We start from the raw sequence: 14,666 nt of genomic DNA, 5'->3' as shown, positions 1-14,666 counted from the left end.
CGGTGCGGCGGACCGCCCGCCGGGAAGCGGACGGTCCGCCTCATCATGCCGTCGCGCACCACGGGAACAGAGCCCTGCGACCCATCGGGCGCGCCAGGTGTGGGATGCCTCACGAGCATCTCGGACAACGGGGGCAACAACCGTGCGCAATGGGTGAATTAAGGGATGAGCACCGACTCGGTCGTCATCTCCAGGCGTGCCTGTCCGCCGCGCCGTGCCCGCGCCCGGTCGAGCCGCAGCCGTGCCGAACGGCCGTGCAGCGTCAGTGTCATGAGGTGGTTGCCGAACCAGGGGCCGCCCGTCCTGCGCCAGTCGATCGAGGGCCGCGCCCCTCGCCCGTGCCGCCCGAACCACCGGCCGAGCGCCCGCCCCGTCCCGCTCCAGCCGAAGCGGAAGCCGAGCTTTATCGAGAGTGGGATGGAGTTGTGCACGGGGGAGCAGGTGAGTTGGAGTACGCGGGCGTCGGGGCCGCCCGGATCGCCGTCAGGGGCACGGCCCTGATCGCGGTCAGGGGCACGGCCCGAATCGCCGTCGGGGCCGCGCGAACCACCGCCGGAGTCACCCGCGTCGCCCTCCGGCCACGACGGTTCGGCGATGTACGCGTGGTGCACGTCCCCGGAGAGCACGAGCACGGTCGCCGGAGCGTCCGCCCCCGAGCCCGCCTCGGCGATCAGCCGGGTGAGGGCCTCGAAGGAGGCGGGGAAGGCGGCCCAGTGCTCCAGGTCGGCGCGCTGCCGCAGATCCTCCCCGAACCGCGCCCAGCGGTCCCCGCGCTCGCCCCGGCAGAGCGCGGCATTCCAGGCCTCGGCGTCGTGCACGAGGTGGGGCAGCAGCCAGGGCAGGGAGGTGCCGATGAGGAGATGGTCGTACGAGCCGCGCGCGTCCAGCGCCTGGGTGCGCAGCCACTCCGCCTCGCCGGGGTTCAGCATCGAGCGGTTCCCCTCGTCGAGGACGCGTGCGGCCCGGGTGTCGAGCATCAGGACGCGTACGCGCCCGAAGTCCCGCCGGTAGCTCCAGCGGACGGAGGCAGGGTCCTGGTCGGCCTTGGCGGCGTGGGCGCGCAGCGCGTCCGTACCGTCCGGGGTGGCGCGTACGGCGGCGTGGACCGGGTCGGTGGCCAGCTCGGCGGGGGAGAGGTTGCCCAGGTGCTGGTGGACCCAGTACGACATCAGGCCGCTCAGGATGCGCTCGCGCCACCAGGGGGTGGTCCGGATGTCGGCGAGCCAGGCCTCGCTGGTGTTCCAGTCGTCTATGACGTCGTGGTCGTCGAAGATCATGCAGCTGGGGACGGTGGAGAGCAGCCAGCGGATCTCGGGGTCGAGCCAGGACTCGTAATAGAGGTGGGTGTACTCCTCGTAGTCCGCCACCTGGTCGCCCGGCGGGTCCGCCAGGTTCCGGCGGGCGGCGAGCCACTGGCGGGTGGCCTTGGAGGTCTCGTCGGCGTAGACCTGGTCGCCCAGGAGGAGGAGCACGTCGGGGCGCTCGGCGCCCGGTTCGGCGGCCAGGCGGGCCGCCAGTGTGTCCAGGGCGTCCGGGCCCACCGGGTCCGGCTCGCCGGCGGGCGGCGCGGCCCAGCGGCAGGAACCGAAGGCGACCCGGACGGCGTCGCCCTCGGCCGGGGTGCGGATCTCGGAAGGAGGGAAGGCCGAGTCGGGCTGGGGCCACACGGGCGTGCCGTCCAGCAGGACCTCGTACGCCGATGCCGTGCCCGGCGCGAGTCCCGTCACCGGGACGAGCGCGTAGTGGTGGCCGGCGATCTGGAAAGTACGGGCCTCGCCGCCCCCGCCGCCGGCGCAGCGCACCTGGGCGACGCATGGACGGCTCGCCTCGACCCAGATGGTCGCGGACGAGCCGTCCACATATCTCAGCAGTGGTCCCAGGCGCAACCCCGCCATCGGTGATCACCCTCCTCCGTCGCCCCGTACGGTACGGAACGACGGAGCTGAACGGGGAGGTTCCGGGCCACTTTGTTCGACTGGGTTCAGCAGTTCGCCAGGTAGCTGGTGAGCGCGCTCTTCTCGGCGGAGTCGACGGAGAGGTCGTAGTAGTACTTCACCTGGACCCAGGCGCGGACGTACGTGCAGCGGTAGGACGTGACCGAGGGCATCCACTCGGCCGGGTCCTGGTCGCTCTTCGACTGGTTCACGTTGTCCGTGACGGCGATGAGCTGAGGGCGGGTCAGGTCGTTGGCGAAGGCCTGGCGGGTGGCGCTGCTCCAGCCGTCGGCGCCGGAGTCCCAGGCCTCGGCCAGCGGCACCAGGTGGTCGATGTCGAGGTCGGAGGCGGCGGTCCAGGTGGCGCCGTCGTACGGGGAGTACCAGGAGCCGCTGGTGGCGGCGCAGGCGGAGCTGGTGACGACGTTCGTACCGTCGCGCTTGAGAACCGTCTCGCGGGTGTTGCAGGTGCCGCTGATGGTGATCCAGTGGTTGAACAGGTCCCGGTTGTACCCGGTGCGGTCCTCGGTCGCCACGGTCAGGCTGGCGAGGTAGGTGCGGGCGGTGGAGGCGCTGACCGGGGTCGGCAGCGCGGCGGAGGCGGTCGGAGCGTTGAAGAGCGCGACGGAGGCTATCAATCCGCTGAGCGCCGCGAGTATGCTGACTCGTCGACGCGCGTAGAACCTGCGCATGTGAACTCCTTGTGGGGCCGGGGCGTTGGGGCGCGAGCGATTGAAGGGTCGCGTCGCTGTGTTACCGGCGGATGTGCGTCTGGTGAGAAGCTAATGACGTGTGCATGACACGACAAGGGGTGCGGTCGTGATTGTGTCCGCCCAGGGGGTGGGGTGTGCGGCTGTGTGGCGGGTGCGGGCCCGGTGGGGGCTGGTCGCGCCCACGCGGCGGAGCCGCATATCGGCACAGCCCCGCGCCCCTGAAAAGCAGGGGCTGCGCCCCGTGCTCTTCGGCCCGCAGGGGCCGTGTCTTTCAGGGGCGCGGGGAACTGCGCGAGCAACCACACACCACCCGCACCCGTCACACGACCCGGCGCCCCGACCCCATGGGCGCCCGACGTACCATGGTCCGCGCAGAAGGGGAGTAGCTCTTCGCCGGACCGTCGACATACTGCTCAGCTCGTCTGAGCCGGCGCCCGGAGGCGGGTCCTGTTGAGCAGGACCGGCCAGCGAGACCTTCGGCAAGCAGTGCATCGTCCGTGCCGTCCGGCGCGGACGGACCGTGTGCTGCCGTGCCGAGGTGTCGCGACAGCGGATGATTTCTCTCGGTGGGGCGGCCCGACCGATTGAGGAACCTTGATCAGCTTCAGTGTCACGGCGCTCGTCTTCGGCGTCGTCTTCCTCGCCGAACTCCCTGACAAGACCGCGCTCGCCGGTCTCGTCCTAGGCACCCGCTACCGCGCCTCGTACGTCTTCGCCGGAGTCGCGGCCGCGTTCGCCGTGCATGTCGCACTCGCCGTGGCGGCGGGGAGCGTCCTCACGTTGCTGCCGCAGCAGATCGTGCACGCGCTGACGGGTGTGCTGTTCCTGGGCGGCGCGGCGATGCTGCTCATGAAGGGGGATGAGGGCGAGGACGAGATCCGGCGGCCCGAGAACCAGAGCTTCTGGAAGGTCTCGGGGGCGGGATTCATGCTCATCCTGGTCGCCGAGTTCGGGGATCTGACGCAGATCATGACGGCGAACCTCGCGGCCCGGTACGACGATCCGCTGTCCGTCGGCCTCGGCGCGGTCCTCGCCCTGTGGGCCGTGGCCGGGCTCGGCATCGTCGGCGGCAAGGCGCTGATGAAGCGGGTGCCGCTGACGCTGATCACCCGGGTCGCCGCCGTGCTGATGGTGGGACTCGGTGTGTGGAGTCTGTGGGAAGCCGTGGCGGGATGAGTGAGGGGGTGGCGGGGCCCCGATTTATTTTGTACCGTAGAGGAACAAAGTGGCTCCCGTCCGCACTCCCTGACCGGCGGGCGGGGCCGCCTTGTCCCTCCGGGGCCGCCCAGTCCTTCCAGGCCAGGGCTCCCGCGCTCCTGGCCGGATCTTCGGGGCCCGGGGTTCCGGACTCCTGGGGCCGACCTTCGCGGCCCCTTTCCCGCGTCTTGGAGCTGCTGATGACGGCCACGACCGTTCTGACCGCCCGCGCCCTCCTGCTGGACATGGACGGCACCCTCGTCAACTCGGACGCCGCCGTCGAACGCGTCTGGCGGCGCTGGGCCGAGCGGCACGGACTGGACGGCACCGAGATCATGAAGGTGGTGCACGGTCGCCAGGGGTACGCCACGATGGCCGTTCTCCTGCCCGACCGGCCCATGGAGCAGAACCTCGCGGACAATGTGCGGATGCTGGCCGAGGAGACCGCCGACGTCGACGGTGTCGTCCCCATACCCGGCGCGCCGCAGTTCCTCGCCTCCCTCGTCGCCGGCGGTGTGCCGCACGCCCTGGTGACCTCGGCGGACGTCGCCCTGTCCACGGCACGGATGACCGCCGCCGGGCTGGCGCTGCCCGAGGTACGGGTCACCGCCGAGTCGGTCGGCGCGAGCAAGCCGGACCCCGAGGGCTTCCTGAAGGGCGCCGCCGAGCTGGGTGTCGCCCCCGAGGACTGCGTCGTCTTCGAGGACTCCGCGGCGGGCATCGAGGCCGGCCGGGCCGCGGGGATGCGGGTCGTGGGCATCGGGGAGCGGGCGCGGTTCCATGGGCCGGATGTGGTGGTGCCGGATCTGACGGTGGTGCGGGTCGAGGTGGCCGAGGGCGGGGCGATCCGGGTGCACGTCGGCGGTTGATCTCGCCGGGGCGGTCGAGGGCGGGCTGATCCGGGTGCGGGGTGGTTGGCTGGGTTGCTGGGTCGGCTGGTCGGTCGGTCGGCCGACCGGAGGGGCGGAGGGCCGACCGGAGGGCCGGAGGCGGCGGGGCTTTCACCGCCTTCGGGGATCTCCGGTCGGCGGGGATTCGCTAACGGCGGCCCAGGACCTCTGCCAGCCTGGTGAAACCGTCGGTGCCGTGGCCCAGGCCGATGGCGCGGCGGGCGACGCCTTCGGCCGAGCGCATGACGCTCGCGTCGATGCCGTGGGACTCCGAGACGTGGACGACGTGGGCCATGGAGGACACCGCCGAGGTGAGCGGGTTGCCCTCGCCGGAGTGCCGGCCGCTGTCGGTCTCCTCCGCGCCCGCCTCGAAGAGCGGCGGGAGTATCGCGGCGATCCCCTGGGCGAACGGGGTCAGCTCCCGCGCGGTGACACCCTCCGCCCGGGCCAACGCCAGGGCGTGGGTGTAGCCGGCGATCGTGGTCCAGAAGAGGTCGAGCAGCGCGATGTCGTACGCCGCCGCCCGGCCGATGTCCTCGCCGAGATGGGTGTGGGTGCCGCCCAGCGCGTCCAGCACGGGCCGGTGGGTGAGGTAGAGGTCCTCGGGGCCGCTGTGGATGAACACGGCGTCCGGGGTGCCGATGGTCGTCGTCGGCGTCATGATCGCCCCGTCCAGATAGCCGACGCCGTGCCCGGCCGCCCACACGGCGGTGTCCCGGGCCCGGTCCGGGGTGTCGGCGGTCAGACTGACCACCGTGCGGCCCTTGAGCGCGTCGGTGACCGCCGGGCTCCGCAACACCGCGTCGGAGGCGTCGTAGTTCACCACGCAGACGACGGTCAGCGCGCTCGCTGCCACCGCCTCCTCGGCCGACCCGGCGCCGATCGCGCCCCGTGCGACCAACTCCGCGTCCCGGCCCGGCGTGCGGTTCCAGACCGTGGTCCGCAGACCGGCGTCCAGGAACGCCCCGGCGAGGGCCCGGCCCATCGGACCGAGGCCGAGTACGGTGACGGTGGGAGCGGCGGTGGCGGTGATGGGCTGTTCGGTGTGTGCGGGCATGGCTCGGCAACTCCTGTGAGAATGTGGTTGATTCGGTGATTCATCGCGAATGGATTCATCGCGAATGGAGGCGAGGATGACGCGCAGTCGTGCCCAGGACCCGAATGTCTGTGGGGTGACCGCGGCGATCGCCGTGATCGACGGAAAGTGGAAGACGTCGCTGCTCTGGCTGCTGGAATCCGGCCCGCACCGCCCGGGTGAGCTGCGACGGCTGCTGCCGGGCCTCAGCGAGAAGGTGCTGACTCAGGCGCTCCGTGAAATGGAGGCCGACGGGCTGGTGGACCGGGAAGTGCACGACGTGCTGCCGCTGAAGACCGTGTACTCCTTGACTCCGTTCGGCCGAGAACTCTCCGAGTCGCTGGGTCCCTTGTCGGACTGGGGCCATCGCCGCCTGGAGAAGCTCACCGGGGTCCAGGCCGAGGTCGAGGTCGGCGTCGAGGTCGAGAACGAGGTCGCGACCGACATCGAGGCCACGGCCCGGTCTGCCTCCTGAACCGTCACGTCATCTTCTCGTCTTCCGTCCCTGGTCGGTGTCCCGCGGCCCTTCGGCCGCGCCCTCACCACAAGGTTCGCCCGGCGGCCGCCTTCCGCCAAGTACGCACAAAAAGGTGGGTACGCGCGCTCTGCTCTTGGCCGCGCCCAGGGCGTCGGTCCCAGGCGGCTTCGGGTGCCGATTCGCCCCCGTCCGGCGGCAGTGCTCAGCCGTTGGACGGGGGCGATGACCTGCTTGGGGTGTTCGGGGTGGGCGTCAGCCCTCGGTCTTCGGGCCCGTCTGCTGGAGGACCTCGAAGGTCCAGAGGGTCGAGTCGGAGGCGGCGGGCTTGGGGCGTTCGCCGCCGCCCTGGTGGGCCTGCTTCATGGGGCCCTCCATCCACGCCTGGAAGGCGTCCTCGTCACGCCAGCGGGTGTAGACGAGGTAGTTGTCGGTGCCGTCGACGGGGCGGAGGAGCTCGAACCACTCGAAGCCGTCGGAGTTCTCGACCACCCCGGCGCGGGAAGCGAACCGCTTCTCCAGCACCTCGCGCTGCTCGGCGGGAACCGTGAGGACGTTGATCTTGACGATGCTCATGGCTTCATCCTGCATCACGCGAAGGGGAACGGTCTGGGCCGACCCCCGCCATCGGGTGCCCGGCACCGGCCTGGGCGTACCGGGCGGTTCTCGCCGCCCGGCGCCCGGCGGGGGCCTCCGCTCGACGCCCACCGCCGGTCCAGCCCCGCCGGTCCCTCTGCCGGTCCCGCCCGCCGGTCACGGCTTCTTCGTCTCGGACTCCAGGCGCTTCCGGGTCACCAGGCCGTAGACGCCCGGCTCTTCCTTGTCCTTCGTGATGCCGCGGCTGTTCTGGTAGAAGATGACGGCCTGTTCGACCTGGCTGTCGTAGCTCTCGTCGATGTCGCCGTTGTAGAGGCCCAACTGGCCCAGCCGGAGCTGTAGTTCGGTGACCTCGGGATCGTCGTCGCCGAGGCGCAGCGTCTTGGGGCCCACGAGTCGGCCGTCGTCCGAGTCCTCCGCGCCGGAGGCCGACGAGCCGCCGGAGGCGCTGGCGCTGGGCGCGCTCTGCGACGGTGTGGCCGAGGCGGACGCCGACGGAGAACCGGACGACCGCGCAGGCGAAGGTGACGCGGACGGGCTCTTCGTGGTGCTCGGCGACGGCGCGGCGCTCGTGGGCGCCGCCGCGGGCGCCCCTCCCCCGCCCTCCACGGACGGCTCCACCGGCGACGCCTCCCCGTCGGGCGACGTGTCCGGCGCGCTCGCCCGCACGTCGTCCGGCAGTGCGCTGTTCCGCTTCGGGGCGTCGTAGGAGAACAGTCCGCCGGCGAATCCGGCGGCGGCCATCACACCTGCGGCAGCGGTTCCCGCGAGGGCCACGACGATTCCCGTACGGCGTCGCCGTCGACGCCCGGGGTGCCGCGCCGAAGGAGAGGCGGGCGAGGTGGAGGAGCCGGACGAGGCTGCGCTCGCGAAGGGCGCGAGGGCAGCAGCTGTGGACCCCAGGGCCGTAGCTGTCGATCCCGGGGCCGGCGACGTGAATCCCTGGGCCGAAGGCGCTGACGGGCCTGATGGGCCCGATGGGTCACCGGACAGGGGTGACGGGACAGGCGGCGGTGCCGACGCGGTCGATGAAGGCGAATGAGGCGATGAAGGCCATGCGTGCGATGTGGGCGGTGAAGGCGATGCGTACGGCGACGGCGACGCGTGAGGCGACGAGGGTGACTGCGGTGTCGGGAACAGCTCGCCGCTCGATGAGGCGCCCGGCCCGTCTTCCCCTGTCTCTCCGTCCAGCTGCTCGAACAGCCGTACGTCCGCCGCGTTCGGTCGGGTCCCGGTCGCCGCCGTGGTCACCGGCATGGCGATCGTCGGAGTGTGGTCGGGCCCCGACGTACCCGGCTCGCTCGGGCCCGGCCCCGGCTCCGCCCACCTCTGCTGAACCGTCGAGGCTTCATCGTTCCTGGCGTGCCCGGGGTTCTCGGCGCTGCCGGGATACCCGTCCTCGTCGCCCAGTTCCACATAGGGCCGTATCCGGAGTGGGTCGAAATCCTCCGCGGCCGCCGCCTCGGCCGTACGCGCTTCGAGAAGGGCCTCGGACGCGCGGCGGCCGCACGCGCAGGACGGCGTGCCGTCCGAGGCCCTGGGCGTGGAGCACTCAGGGCATATGTGACTGTTCGGTTCACTCATGTGTCGTTCCTCCCCGCGAAGACTCCAGAGTTTAAGCAAACGGTCGCCACAGAATCTCCCAGGCGCCCCGGGAATCACGGGTTCCGGAAGTGCTCGACAGGTCATAACCGGTCACACTGGCCACGATGGAGCGCAGAGCGGATGAAGGGGAAACCGGGGACGCTGTACGAGACCCTCGGACCCTCGGGAGGTCTTCATGACCGACGGCACGGACGGCACGGACGACACCGGCGACACCACCAAGAAGAAGAGCACCACCCTCACCCCGCGCCCGCACGGCGCGCCCGTCGGCGAGCGGGTGCCCGGTGGCGTGATGGTCTCCATCGGGGCCCTGCTGCTGGGGATGCTGCTGGCGGCGCTGGACCAGACGATCGTGTCGACGGCGCTGCCGACGATCGTGAGCGACCTCGGCGGGCTGGAGCACCTGTCGTGGGTGGTCACGGCCTACCTGCTGGCCGCGACGGCGGCGACGCCGCTGTGGGGGAAGCTGGGGGACCAGTACGGCCGGAAGAAGCTGTTCCAGACGGCGATCGTGATTTTTCTCATCGGCTCGGCGCTGTGCGGGATGGCGCAGAACATGCCCCAGTTGATCGGATTCCGGGCGCTTCAGGGCCTCGGCGGCGGCGGTCTGATGGTGCTGTCGATGGCGATCGTCGGGGATCTCGTCCCGCCGCGTGAACGCGGGCGCTACCAGGGCCTGTTCGGCGCGGTCTTCGGTGCGACGAGCGTGCTCGGGCCGCTGCTCGGCGGGCTGTTCACCGAGCATCTGAGCTGGCGGTGGGTCTTCTACGTCAACCTGCCGGTCGGAGCGGTGGCGTTGGTCGTCATCGCCGCCGTGCTGCACATCCCGCGCCGGGCCGAGCGGCACGTCATCGACTACCTCGGCACCTTCCTCATCGCCTCCGTGGCCACCTGTCTGGTGCTGGTCGCCTCCCTCGGCGGTACGACCTGGGCCTGGGACTCGCCGCGGATCATCGGCCTCGCCGTGCTGGCCGTGCTGCTCACCGCCGCCTTCGTGGCCGTGGAGCGGCGGGCCGCCGAACCCGTCCTCCCCCTCAAGCTGTTCCGCGTCCGCACCTTCACGCTCTCCGCCGTGATCAGCTTCGTCGTCGGCTTCGCGATGTTCGGCGCGATGACGTACCTGCCGACGTTCCTCCAGGTCGTGCAGGGTGTGTCGCCGACCATGTCCGGTGTGCACATGCTGCCGATGGTGTTCGGGCTGCTGCTGTCCTCGACGGTGTCCGGGCAGATCGTCAGCCGTACGGGCCGCTGGAAGGTGTTCCCCGTCGTCGGCACGGCCGTCACCACGCTCGGCCTGCTGCTCCTGCACCAGCTCGACGCGGGCAGCGGCGACGGCGAGATGAGCGCGTACCTCTTCGTCTTCGGACTCGGGCTCGGCCTCGTCATGCAGGTCCTCGTCCTCATCGTGCAGAACGCCGTCTCGTACGAGGACCTGGGCGTCGCCACCTCCGGTGCGACCTTCTTCCGGTCCATCGGCGCCTCGTTCGGCGTGGCCGTCTTCGGTACGGTCTTCACCGGGCGCCTCGGCGGCAAGCTCACCGACGCGCTCGACGGGGTCCAACTCCCGTCCGGCGTCAGCGTGGACGGGCTGAAGGCCGACCCGCGCGAGATCGCCGAACTCCCGGCCGCGCTGCGTCCGTCCGTCCTCGACGCGTACGCCTCCGCCATCACCGACGTGTTCATCTACGCGGCCCCGGTCGCCCTCCTCGGCTTCGTCCTCGCCTGGTTCCTGCGTGAGGACCGGCTGCGGGCGTCCGTCACCGCCCCCGACGCCACCGAGACGCTCGCCAGCAACCCCGTCGCGCGGTCGTCGTACGACGAGGTGTGCCGGGCGCTGTCCCTGCTCGGCTCGCGGGAGGGGCGGCGCGAGATCTACCGGACGATCACCGCGCGGGCCGGCTACGACCTGCTGCCCGCCGCGAGCTGGCTGCTGCTGCGGATCAGGAGGTACGGCTGGGTCGAACCCGCCGTGCTCGCGGAACGCAGCGCCGTCCCGCTCGACGTGATCATGGCCGCGACCCGGCAGGTCGAGGAGCGCCGCCTCGCCCGTCGCGAGGGCCTCGACCTCCTCCTCACCGACACCGGCCGGGAGGCCGCCGACCGGCTCGCCAAGGCCCGCGAGGACTCCCTCGCCGAACTCCTCGGCGACTGGTGGAGCGCCGACCGCCCGACCGACCTCGTCCACCTCGTGGAGGAACTCAACGCGGAACTCTGCGGCTCGGACGCCGAACGCCCCCACGACGAGCGGACGCTCACCCGACCGCCGACGGGAACGCCCGGAGCCACCACGTCTACGTCAGTCTCTTCGTGAACCAGTGCTCCGCGTACGGGTGGTCGTTGTGCGGCGCGCTCTCCTCGTAGCCGAGCCGGGCGTACAGCGCACGCGCCTCCACCAGGTCGCCGCGGGTGTCGAGGACCATCCGCTCGGCGCCGAGCGCCCGGGCCGCGTCCTCGGCGGCCGACACGAGCAGCGCGGCACCGCCCTTGCCGCGCGCCTCCCGCAACAGGAAGACCCGTTTCAGCTCGGCCGTCGCGGCATCCATCAGCCGCACCCCCGCCGTACCGACCGGCTCGCCCCCGTACCGCGCCACCAGCAGCACCCCGCCCGGCGGCGCGAGATTCTCCCCGGTGTCCGCCGCGACCTCGCGCTCCAACTCGTCCGGGTCCGTGGCGTGTCCCTCGTGCAGCAGATACCAGCGGTCGCTGACCTCCGTGTAGTACGCCCGCCAGAGCGCGGCGGCGACAGGGGAGTCGTGGGGCTCGGGGGCCACGGACCAGACGGTCGTCCCAAGAGGCGTGCGGGTCATGGCGGTCATTGTCGGGAGCGGGTGCGGGTGGCCCGCAAACGATTTACGGTGCCGCCCGCGCCCGGCCACGGGCCGTCGTCCTCCCGCGTGCTTGCCGTTTGAACGAAGGGGTTCGGGCAACCCGGTGCGAAACGGCCCGTTGGGGCGAGACGCCCGGGCCGAGGACCCTGGAAGGCATTCATGTCCACTGGCTTGATCATCGCTTTGATCGTGATCGTGGCGGCCGTGGTCGTCGTGGCGGCCGTCCTGACCCAGCGAGCACGTGCCGGTACGGTCGGCGGCGGATCGCTGAAGCGGCGTTTCGGACCCGAGTACGACCGGACCGTGACCCGCCATGACGGCGACGAGAGGGCCGCCGCCCGTGAGCTCGCCGAGCGGGTGAAGCGGCACGGTTCGCTGGAGAAACGGCCGTTGCCGGGCGCGGAGCGCGACCGGTACGAGTCCCGCTGGGCGGCCGCCCAGGAACGCTTCGTCGACTCGCCGCGTGAGGCGGTCGCCGAGGCGGACCGGCTGCTCGCCGAGGTGGCCGGGGCACGCGGCTTCCCGGGCGGCGACCGCTACGAGACCCAGCTGGAGGCGCTCTCCGTCCACCACGCCCACCATGTGCACGGCTACCGCCGGGTGCACTTCGCGGCGCACGGCACCGGCGACACCGCCGGGGGCCACGCGGGCAACGGCGACGGCGGCGCCCCCGGCACCGGCACCGAGGAGATGCGCGAGGCCATGATCGAGGCCCGCGCGCTGTTCGAGGACCTGGTGACACCGGATCGCCGGGACGCGCGGGCGGCCCGTGTCGGCATCGCCGGGCGCGATGGCCTCGGTCACCGTGACGGCAAGGCGCGGCGCGATGAGCGCGACGGTACGGCCGCCGACGGCCGCCACCGGTCCCATCTGCCATCGGTGCTCACCAGGCGCCACGCGAAGGGGAGTTGACGGTATGACGGACGACGTGACGAGGGGCGAGGGCATCCGCGAACGCGACGCCCGCGGGCCGCGCGAAGCGCGGGAGACCGACGTGGGGCGTGACGGCGTGGGGCTTGACGGCGTGAAGGGGAGCGGGACGGCGCCGGGCACCCGGCGGACGACGGACACGACGAGCTCCGCGGACACGACGAGCTCCGTGGGCACCACGGGCGCTGTGGGCGCCACGAACCCCGCGGGCGGCACGAGCCCTGCGGGTGCCACCGGTACCCACGCCGCCGTCGTGGCGGGTCACGACCGGACCGACGAGCACGGTGGCGGCGGTCGGCTCCTGCCCCACGACGAGTGCGACAAGCTGAACCTGCGGATGCAGCACGCGCTCGGTGGATTCGTCGACGGGCCCCGGTCCGCCGTCGAGGAGGCCGATCACGTACTGGAAGAGGTCACCGCCCGCTTCACCGACGCGATGACCCGGCGTCGCCGCACCCTCCGCGCCTCCTGGCAGCCCACCGCCGAGGACCGCGCGACCTCCGCCGACACGGAACAGCTCCGCCTGGCCCTCCGCGACTACCGCGAACTCACCGAACGGCTGCTCCGGCTGTAACACCGCCGACAGCACAGAACGAGGCCGCGCTCCGGATCGTGCTCCGGGGCGCGGCCTCACGTTTCGCCTGCGCCGGGGGAGGCGCGGAGAACCGCGCGATCAGCCGCATACGACTACGACCCGCAGTCGCCGTACAACGCGTCCCCTGGCCCGTCAGGCGCCCTGCCCGCCCTCCCGGCGCGCAGCCCACTGCGCGACGACCGCTTCCACGTCATACGGCTTCAAACCCAGCGGCGGTCCCGGCGGCGGCTTGAACATCATCTCGCTGATCTTGGCGTTGATCTCGGTGATGATCTTGCGGACGAGGCGCTCGGAAGGGGCCACGGCGGCCGCGGCCAGCGCGTCCTCCGCCTCCTTGCGCAACGCCAGCGTCGGCGGCAGGACGGACATCCCCTCGCGGGCCATCTTCTGCTTGATCCACCAGAGCTCGTCGTAGGTCGTGTCGTCGCCGCTCAGGGGGCGGCCCATGCCGGGGAGGGCCTGGAAATCGCCGCGCGCCTCCGCGTCGCGGATCTGTTTGTCGACGAAGGACTCGAAGCTGACACCCGGTGGCTTTCGCTCGGTCATGCCTCCATTGTGCCGGAGCCCGCACAACAGGACGATCCGGCGAATTATCATGCGGCGGCGGCGCGCCAACCGTGCCGTGCGCAGCGACAATTGGAGTTTGACCCGTTAGGAGCGGTACGTGCTCGAACTCACCATGGCCTCGGTCTCCGAGGCGGACGCCGGGGCGACGGCCGGCATGCAGATGGCCGACGCGCCCAGCGAGCCGGGCGCCGTGCTCCGGGTGGGCCGCGATCGGGCGGTGTGCCGGCTCGCGACACCGGACGACTGGCTCTTCGTATCCCGTGTGCATCTGGAGTTCCTGTGCGGCCCCGACGGGACCTGGCAGGTCACGTGGCTGCGCGGCTCGCACGCCGACCCCTCCTCCGAGGTGCGGCTGACCCTGCTCGGCCACCCGCCGCAGCCGCTCCCGTACGGCGGTACGGCGAAGCTCCCGAACGGCGGGTCCGGCGAACTCGTCGTCTACGACCGCACGGCCCCGCGCAGCGTCAACGTGGGCTTCTACCACGAGGCCTGACGCGGCGGACCGGGCGGCGAGGTCAGTCCAGCACCCGGGCCAGCGCGAAGCCGTCGTATCCCTTGCTGCCCACCGTCTGGATCGCCGTGCCGCTCAACCTCGGGTGCGCGGCGATGAGTTCGATGGCGGCCCGGGTGCCGCGGACGTCCGGTTCGGTGGTGTCGGCGTCGGCGACCCGGCCGCCGCGCACGACGTTGTCGACGACGATGACGCTGCCGGCCCGGGTGAGCTTGAGGGCCCACTCCACGTAGTGCGGGTTGTTGGCCTTGTCCGCGTCGATGAAGACCAGGTCGAACGGCTCGGGGTTCTCGTCGGTCAGGTTGGGCAGCGACTCCAGGGCGGGGCCCACCCGTACTTCGACGAGCGTGTCGAGCCCGGCGCGCGCGATGTTGCGGCACGCGACCTCCGCATGCCGGGCGCTGTACTCCAGGGAGATCAGCCGGCCGTCGGCGGGCAGTGCCCGGCCCAGCCAGATGGTGCTGTAGCCGCCGAGGGTGCCGATCTCCAGGATGCGGCGGGCGCCCTGGATCTGGGCGAGGAGATGGAGGAACTTGCCCTGGTTGGCGGCGACGTCGATGGCCGGGAGTCCGGCCGCCTCGTTGTCGCGCAGCGCCGCCGTCAGGACCTCGTCGTTCGGGGCGAGGTGGGTGGTGAAGTAGTCGTCGACGTCGTTCCAGGTCCGCGACTCGCTCATGAAGCTGTGCCTCCCGCGCCTTCCATCAGGACAGTTACTTAGATCGGCTAAGTAGATGCGCTAATGAATATAG

General features: G+C 71.6%; 16 protein-coding genes. 8 read left to right on the top strand and 8 right to left on the bottom strand.

Annotated elements, in window-relative coordinates; genetic code table 11:
* Positions 1–158: 158 nt before the first annotated feature.
* Together JIX55_RS15755 and JIX55_RS15750 are read right to left on the bottom strand one after the other, a co-directional pair.
* Positions 159–1,895, bottom strand: a complete 1,737-nt coding sequence (locus JIX55_RS15755; protein ID WP_257563952.1) for an alkaline phosphatase D family protein — start codon at positions 1,893–1,895, stop codon at positions 159–161.
* 86 nt (positions 1,896–1,981) lie between these two features.
* Positions 1,982–2,626, bottom strand: a complete 645-nt coding sequence (locus JIX55_RS15750) for an HNH endonuclease family protein (RefSeq protein WP_257563951.1) — start codon at positions 2,624–2,626, stop codon at positions 1,982–1,984.
* 615 nt (positions 2,627–3,241) lie between these two features.
* Here JIX55_RS15750 and JIX55_RS15745 point away from each other — a divergent pair.
* A complete protein-coding gene (locus tag JIX55_RS15745; RefSeq protein WP_257563950.1) occupies positions 3,242–3,823 on the top strand; it encodes a TMEM165/GDT1 family protein in 582 nt (193 codons plus the stop codon).
* A gap of 221 nt (positions 3,824–4,044) precedes the next feature.
* The gene (locus tag JIX55_RS15740; RefSeq protein ID WP_257563949.1) at positions 4,045–4,713 is read left to right on the top strand and encodes an HAD family hydrolase; all 669 of its coding nucleotides are present in this window, start codon (positions 4,045–4,047) and stop codon (positions 4,711–4,713) included.
* A gap of 169 nt (positions 4,714–4,882) precedes the next feature.
* Here the strand turns inward: JIX55_RS15740 and JIX55_RS15735 are convergent, their stop codons facing one another.
* Positions 4,883–5,791 (bottom strand): NAD(P)-dependent oxidoreductase, encoded by a 909-nt coding sequence (locus tag JIX55_RS15735; RefSeq protein WP_257563948.1) that lies wholly within the window; start codon positions 5,789–5,791, stop codon positions 4,883–4,885.
* A 76-nt stretch (positions 5,792–5,867) separates the two neighbouring features.
* On the opposite strand from JIX55_RS15735, the gene JIX55_RS15730 reads away from it, so the two are divergent.
* Positions 5,868–6,284 carry a winged helix-turn-helix transcriptional regulator gene (locus JIX55_RS15730; protein WP_257563947.1) on the top strand — a complete coding sequence of 139 codons (417 nt, stop codon included), beginning with the start codon at positions 5,868–5,870 and terminating at the stop codon, positions 6,282–6,284.
* A gap of 255 nt (positions 6,285–6,539) precedes the next feature.
* Here JIX55_RS15730 and JIX55_RS15725 read toward each other — a convergent pair whose 3' ends face one another.
* Both JIX55_RS15725 and JIX55_RS15720 read right to left on the bottom strand, forming a co-directional pair.
* Positions 6,540–6,860, bottom strand: a complete 321-nt coding sequence (locus JIX55_RS15725) for an antibiotic biosynthesis monooxygenase family protein (RefSeq protein WP_257563946.1) — start codon at positions 6,858–6,860, stop codon at positions 6,540–6,542.
* Positions 6,861–7,037: 177 nt separating this feature from the next.
* Positions 7,038–7,274, bottom strand: coding sequence for a peptidoglycan-binding domain-containing protein (locus JIX55_RS15720; protein ID WP_257563945.1), 237 nt, complete (start codon positions 7,272–7,274; stop codon positions 7,038–7,040).
* On the opposite strand from JIX55_RS15720, the gene JIX55_RS15715 reads away from it, so the two are divergent.
* Positions 7,264–7,590 carry a hypothetical protein gene (locus tag JIX55_RS15715; protein WP_257563944.1) on the top strand — a complete coding sequence of 109 codons (327 nt, stop codon included), beginning with the start codon at positions 7,264–7,266 and terminating at the stop codon, positions 7,588–7,590. The two genes, JIX55_RS15720 and JIX55_RS15715, sit on opposite strands and share 11 nt — an antisense overlap.
* A 1,071-nt stretch (positions 7,591–8,661) precedes the next feature.
* The gene (locus tag JIX55_RS15710; protein WP_443046424.1) at positions 8,662–10,797 is read left to right on the top strand and encodes a DHA2 family efflux MFS transporter permease subunit; all 2,136 of its coding nucleotides are present in this window, start codon (positions 8,662–8,664) and stop codon (positions 10,795–10,797) included.
* On the opposite strand, the gene JIX55_RS15705 is transcribed toward JIX55_RS15710, so the two are convergent.
* The gene (locus tag JIX55_RS15705) at positions 10,778–11,293 is read right to left on the bottom strand and encodes a GNAT family N-acetyltransferase (protein WP_257563943.1); all 516 of its coding nucleotides are present in this window, start codon (positions 11,291–11,293) and stop codon (positions 10,778–10,780) included. The two genes, JIX55_RS15710 and JIX55_RS15705, sit on opposite strands and share 20 nt — an antisense overlap.
* A gap of 180 nt (positions 11,294–11,473) precedes the next feature.
* Between JIX55_RS15705 and JIX55_RS15700 the strand changes: the two genes are divergently transcribed.
* Together JIX55_RS15700 and JIX55_RS15695 are read left to right on the top strand one after the other, a co-directional pair.
* Positions 11,474–12,226 carry a hypothetical protein gene (locus tag JIX55_RS15700; RefSeq protein ID WP_257563942.1) on the top strand — a complete coding sequence of 251 codons (753 nt, stop codon included), beginning with the start codon at positions 11,474–11,476 and terminating at the stop codon, positions 12,224–12,226.
* Between the two features lie 4 nt (positions 12,227–12,230).
* The gene (locus JIX55_RS15695) at positions 12,231–12,818 is read left to right on the top strand and encodes a hypothetical protein (RefSeq protein ID WP_257563941.1); all 588 of its coding nucleotides are present in this window, start codon (positions 12,231–12,233) and stop codon (positions 12,816–12,818) included.
* A 153-nt stretch (positions 12,819–12,971) separates the two neighbouring features.
* Here JIX55_RS15695 and JIX55_RS15690 read toward each other — a convergent pair whose 3' ends face one another.
* The gene (locus tag JIX55_RS15690) at positions 12,972–13,385 is read right to left on the bottom strand and encodes a J-domain-containing protein (protein ID WP_257563940.1); all 414 of its coding nucleotides are present in this window, start codon (positions 13,383–13,385) and stop codon (positions 12,972–12,974) included.
* A 118-nt stretch (positions 13,386–13,503) separates the two neighbouring features.
* Between JIX55_RS15690 and JIX55_RS15685 the strand changes: the two genes are divergently transcribed.
* Positions 13,504–13,899 carry a hypothetical protein gene (locus JIX55_RS15685; protein WP_257546018.1) on the top strand — a complete coding sequence of 132 codons (396 nt, stop codon included), beginning with the start codon at positions 13,504–13,506 and terminating at the stop codon, positions 13,897–13,899.
* A gap of 22 nt (positions 13,900–13,921) precedes the next feature.
* Here the strand turns inward: JIX55_RS15685 and JIX55_RS15680 are convergent, their stop codons facing one another.
* A complete protein-coding gene (locus tag JIX55_RS15680) occupies positions 13,922–14,593 on the bottom strand; it encodes an O-methyltransferase (RefSeq protein ID WP_257563939.1) in 672 nt (223 codons plus the stop codon).
* Positions 14,594–14,666: the final 73 nt, after the last annotated feature.

The organism is Streptomyces sp. DSM 40750 (assembly GCF_024612035.1).
Taxonomy (GTDB): Bacteria; Actinomycetota; Actinomycetes; order Streptomycetales; family Streptomycetaceae; genus Streptomyces.
The sequence above is the reverse complement of the archived record's forward strand: the minus strand, read 5'-3'. Positions and strand labels throughout refer to the sequence as shown.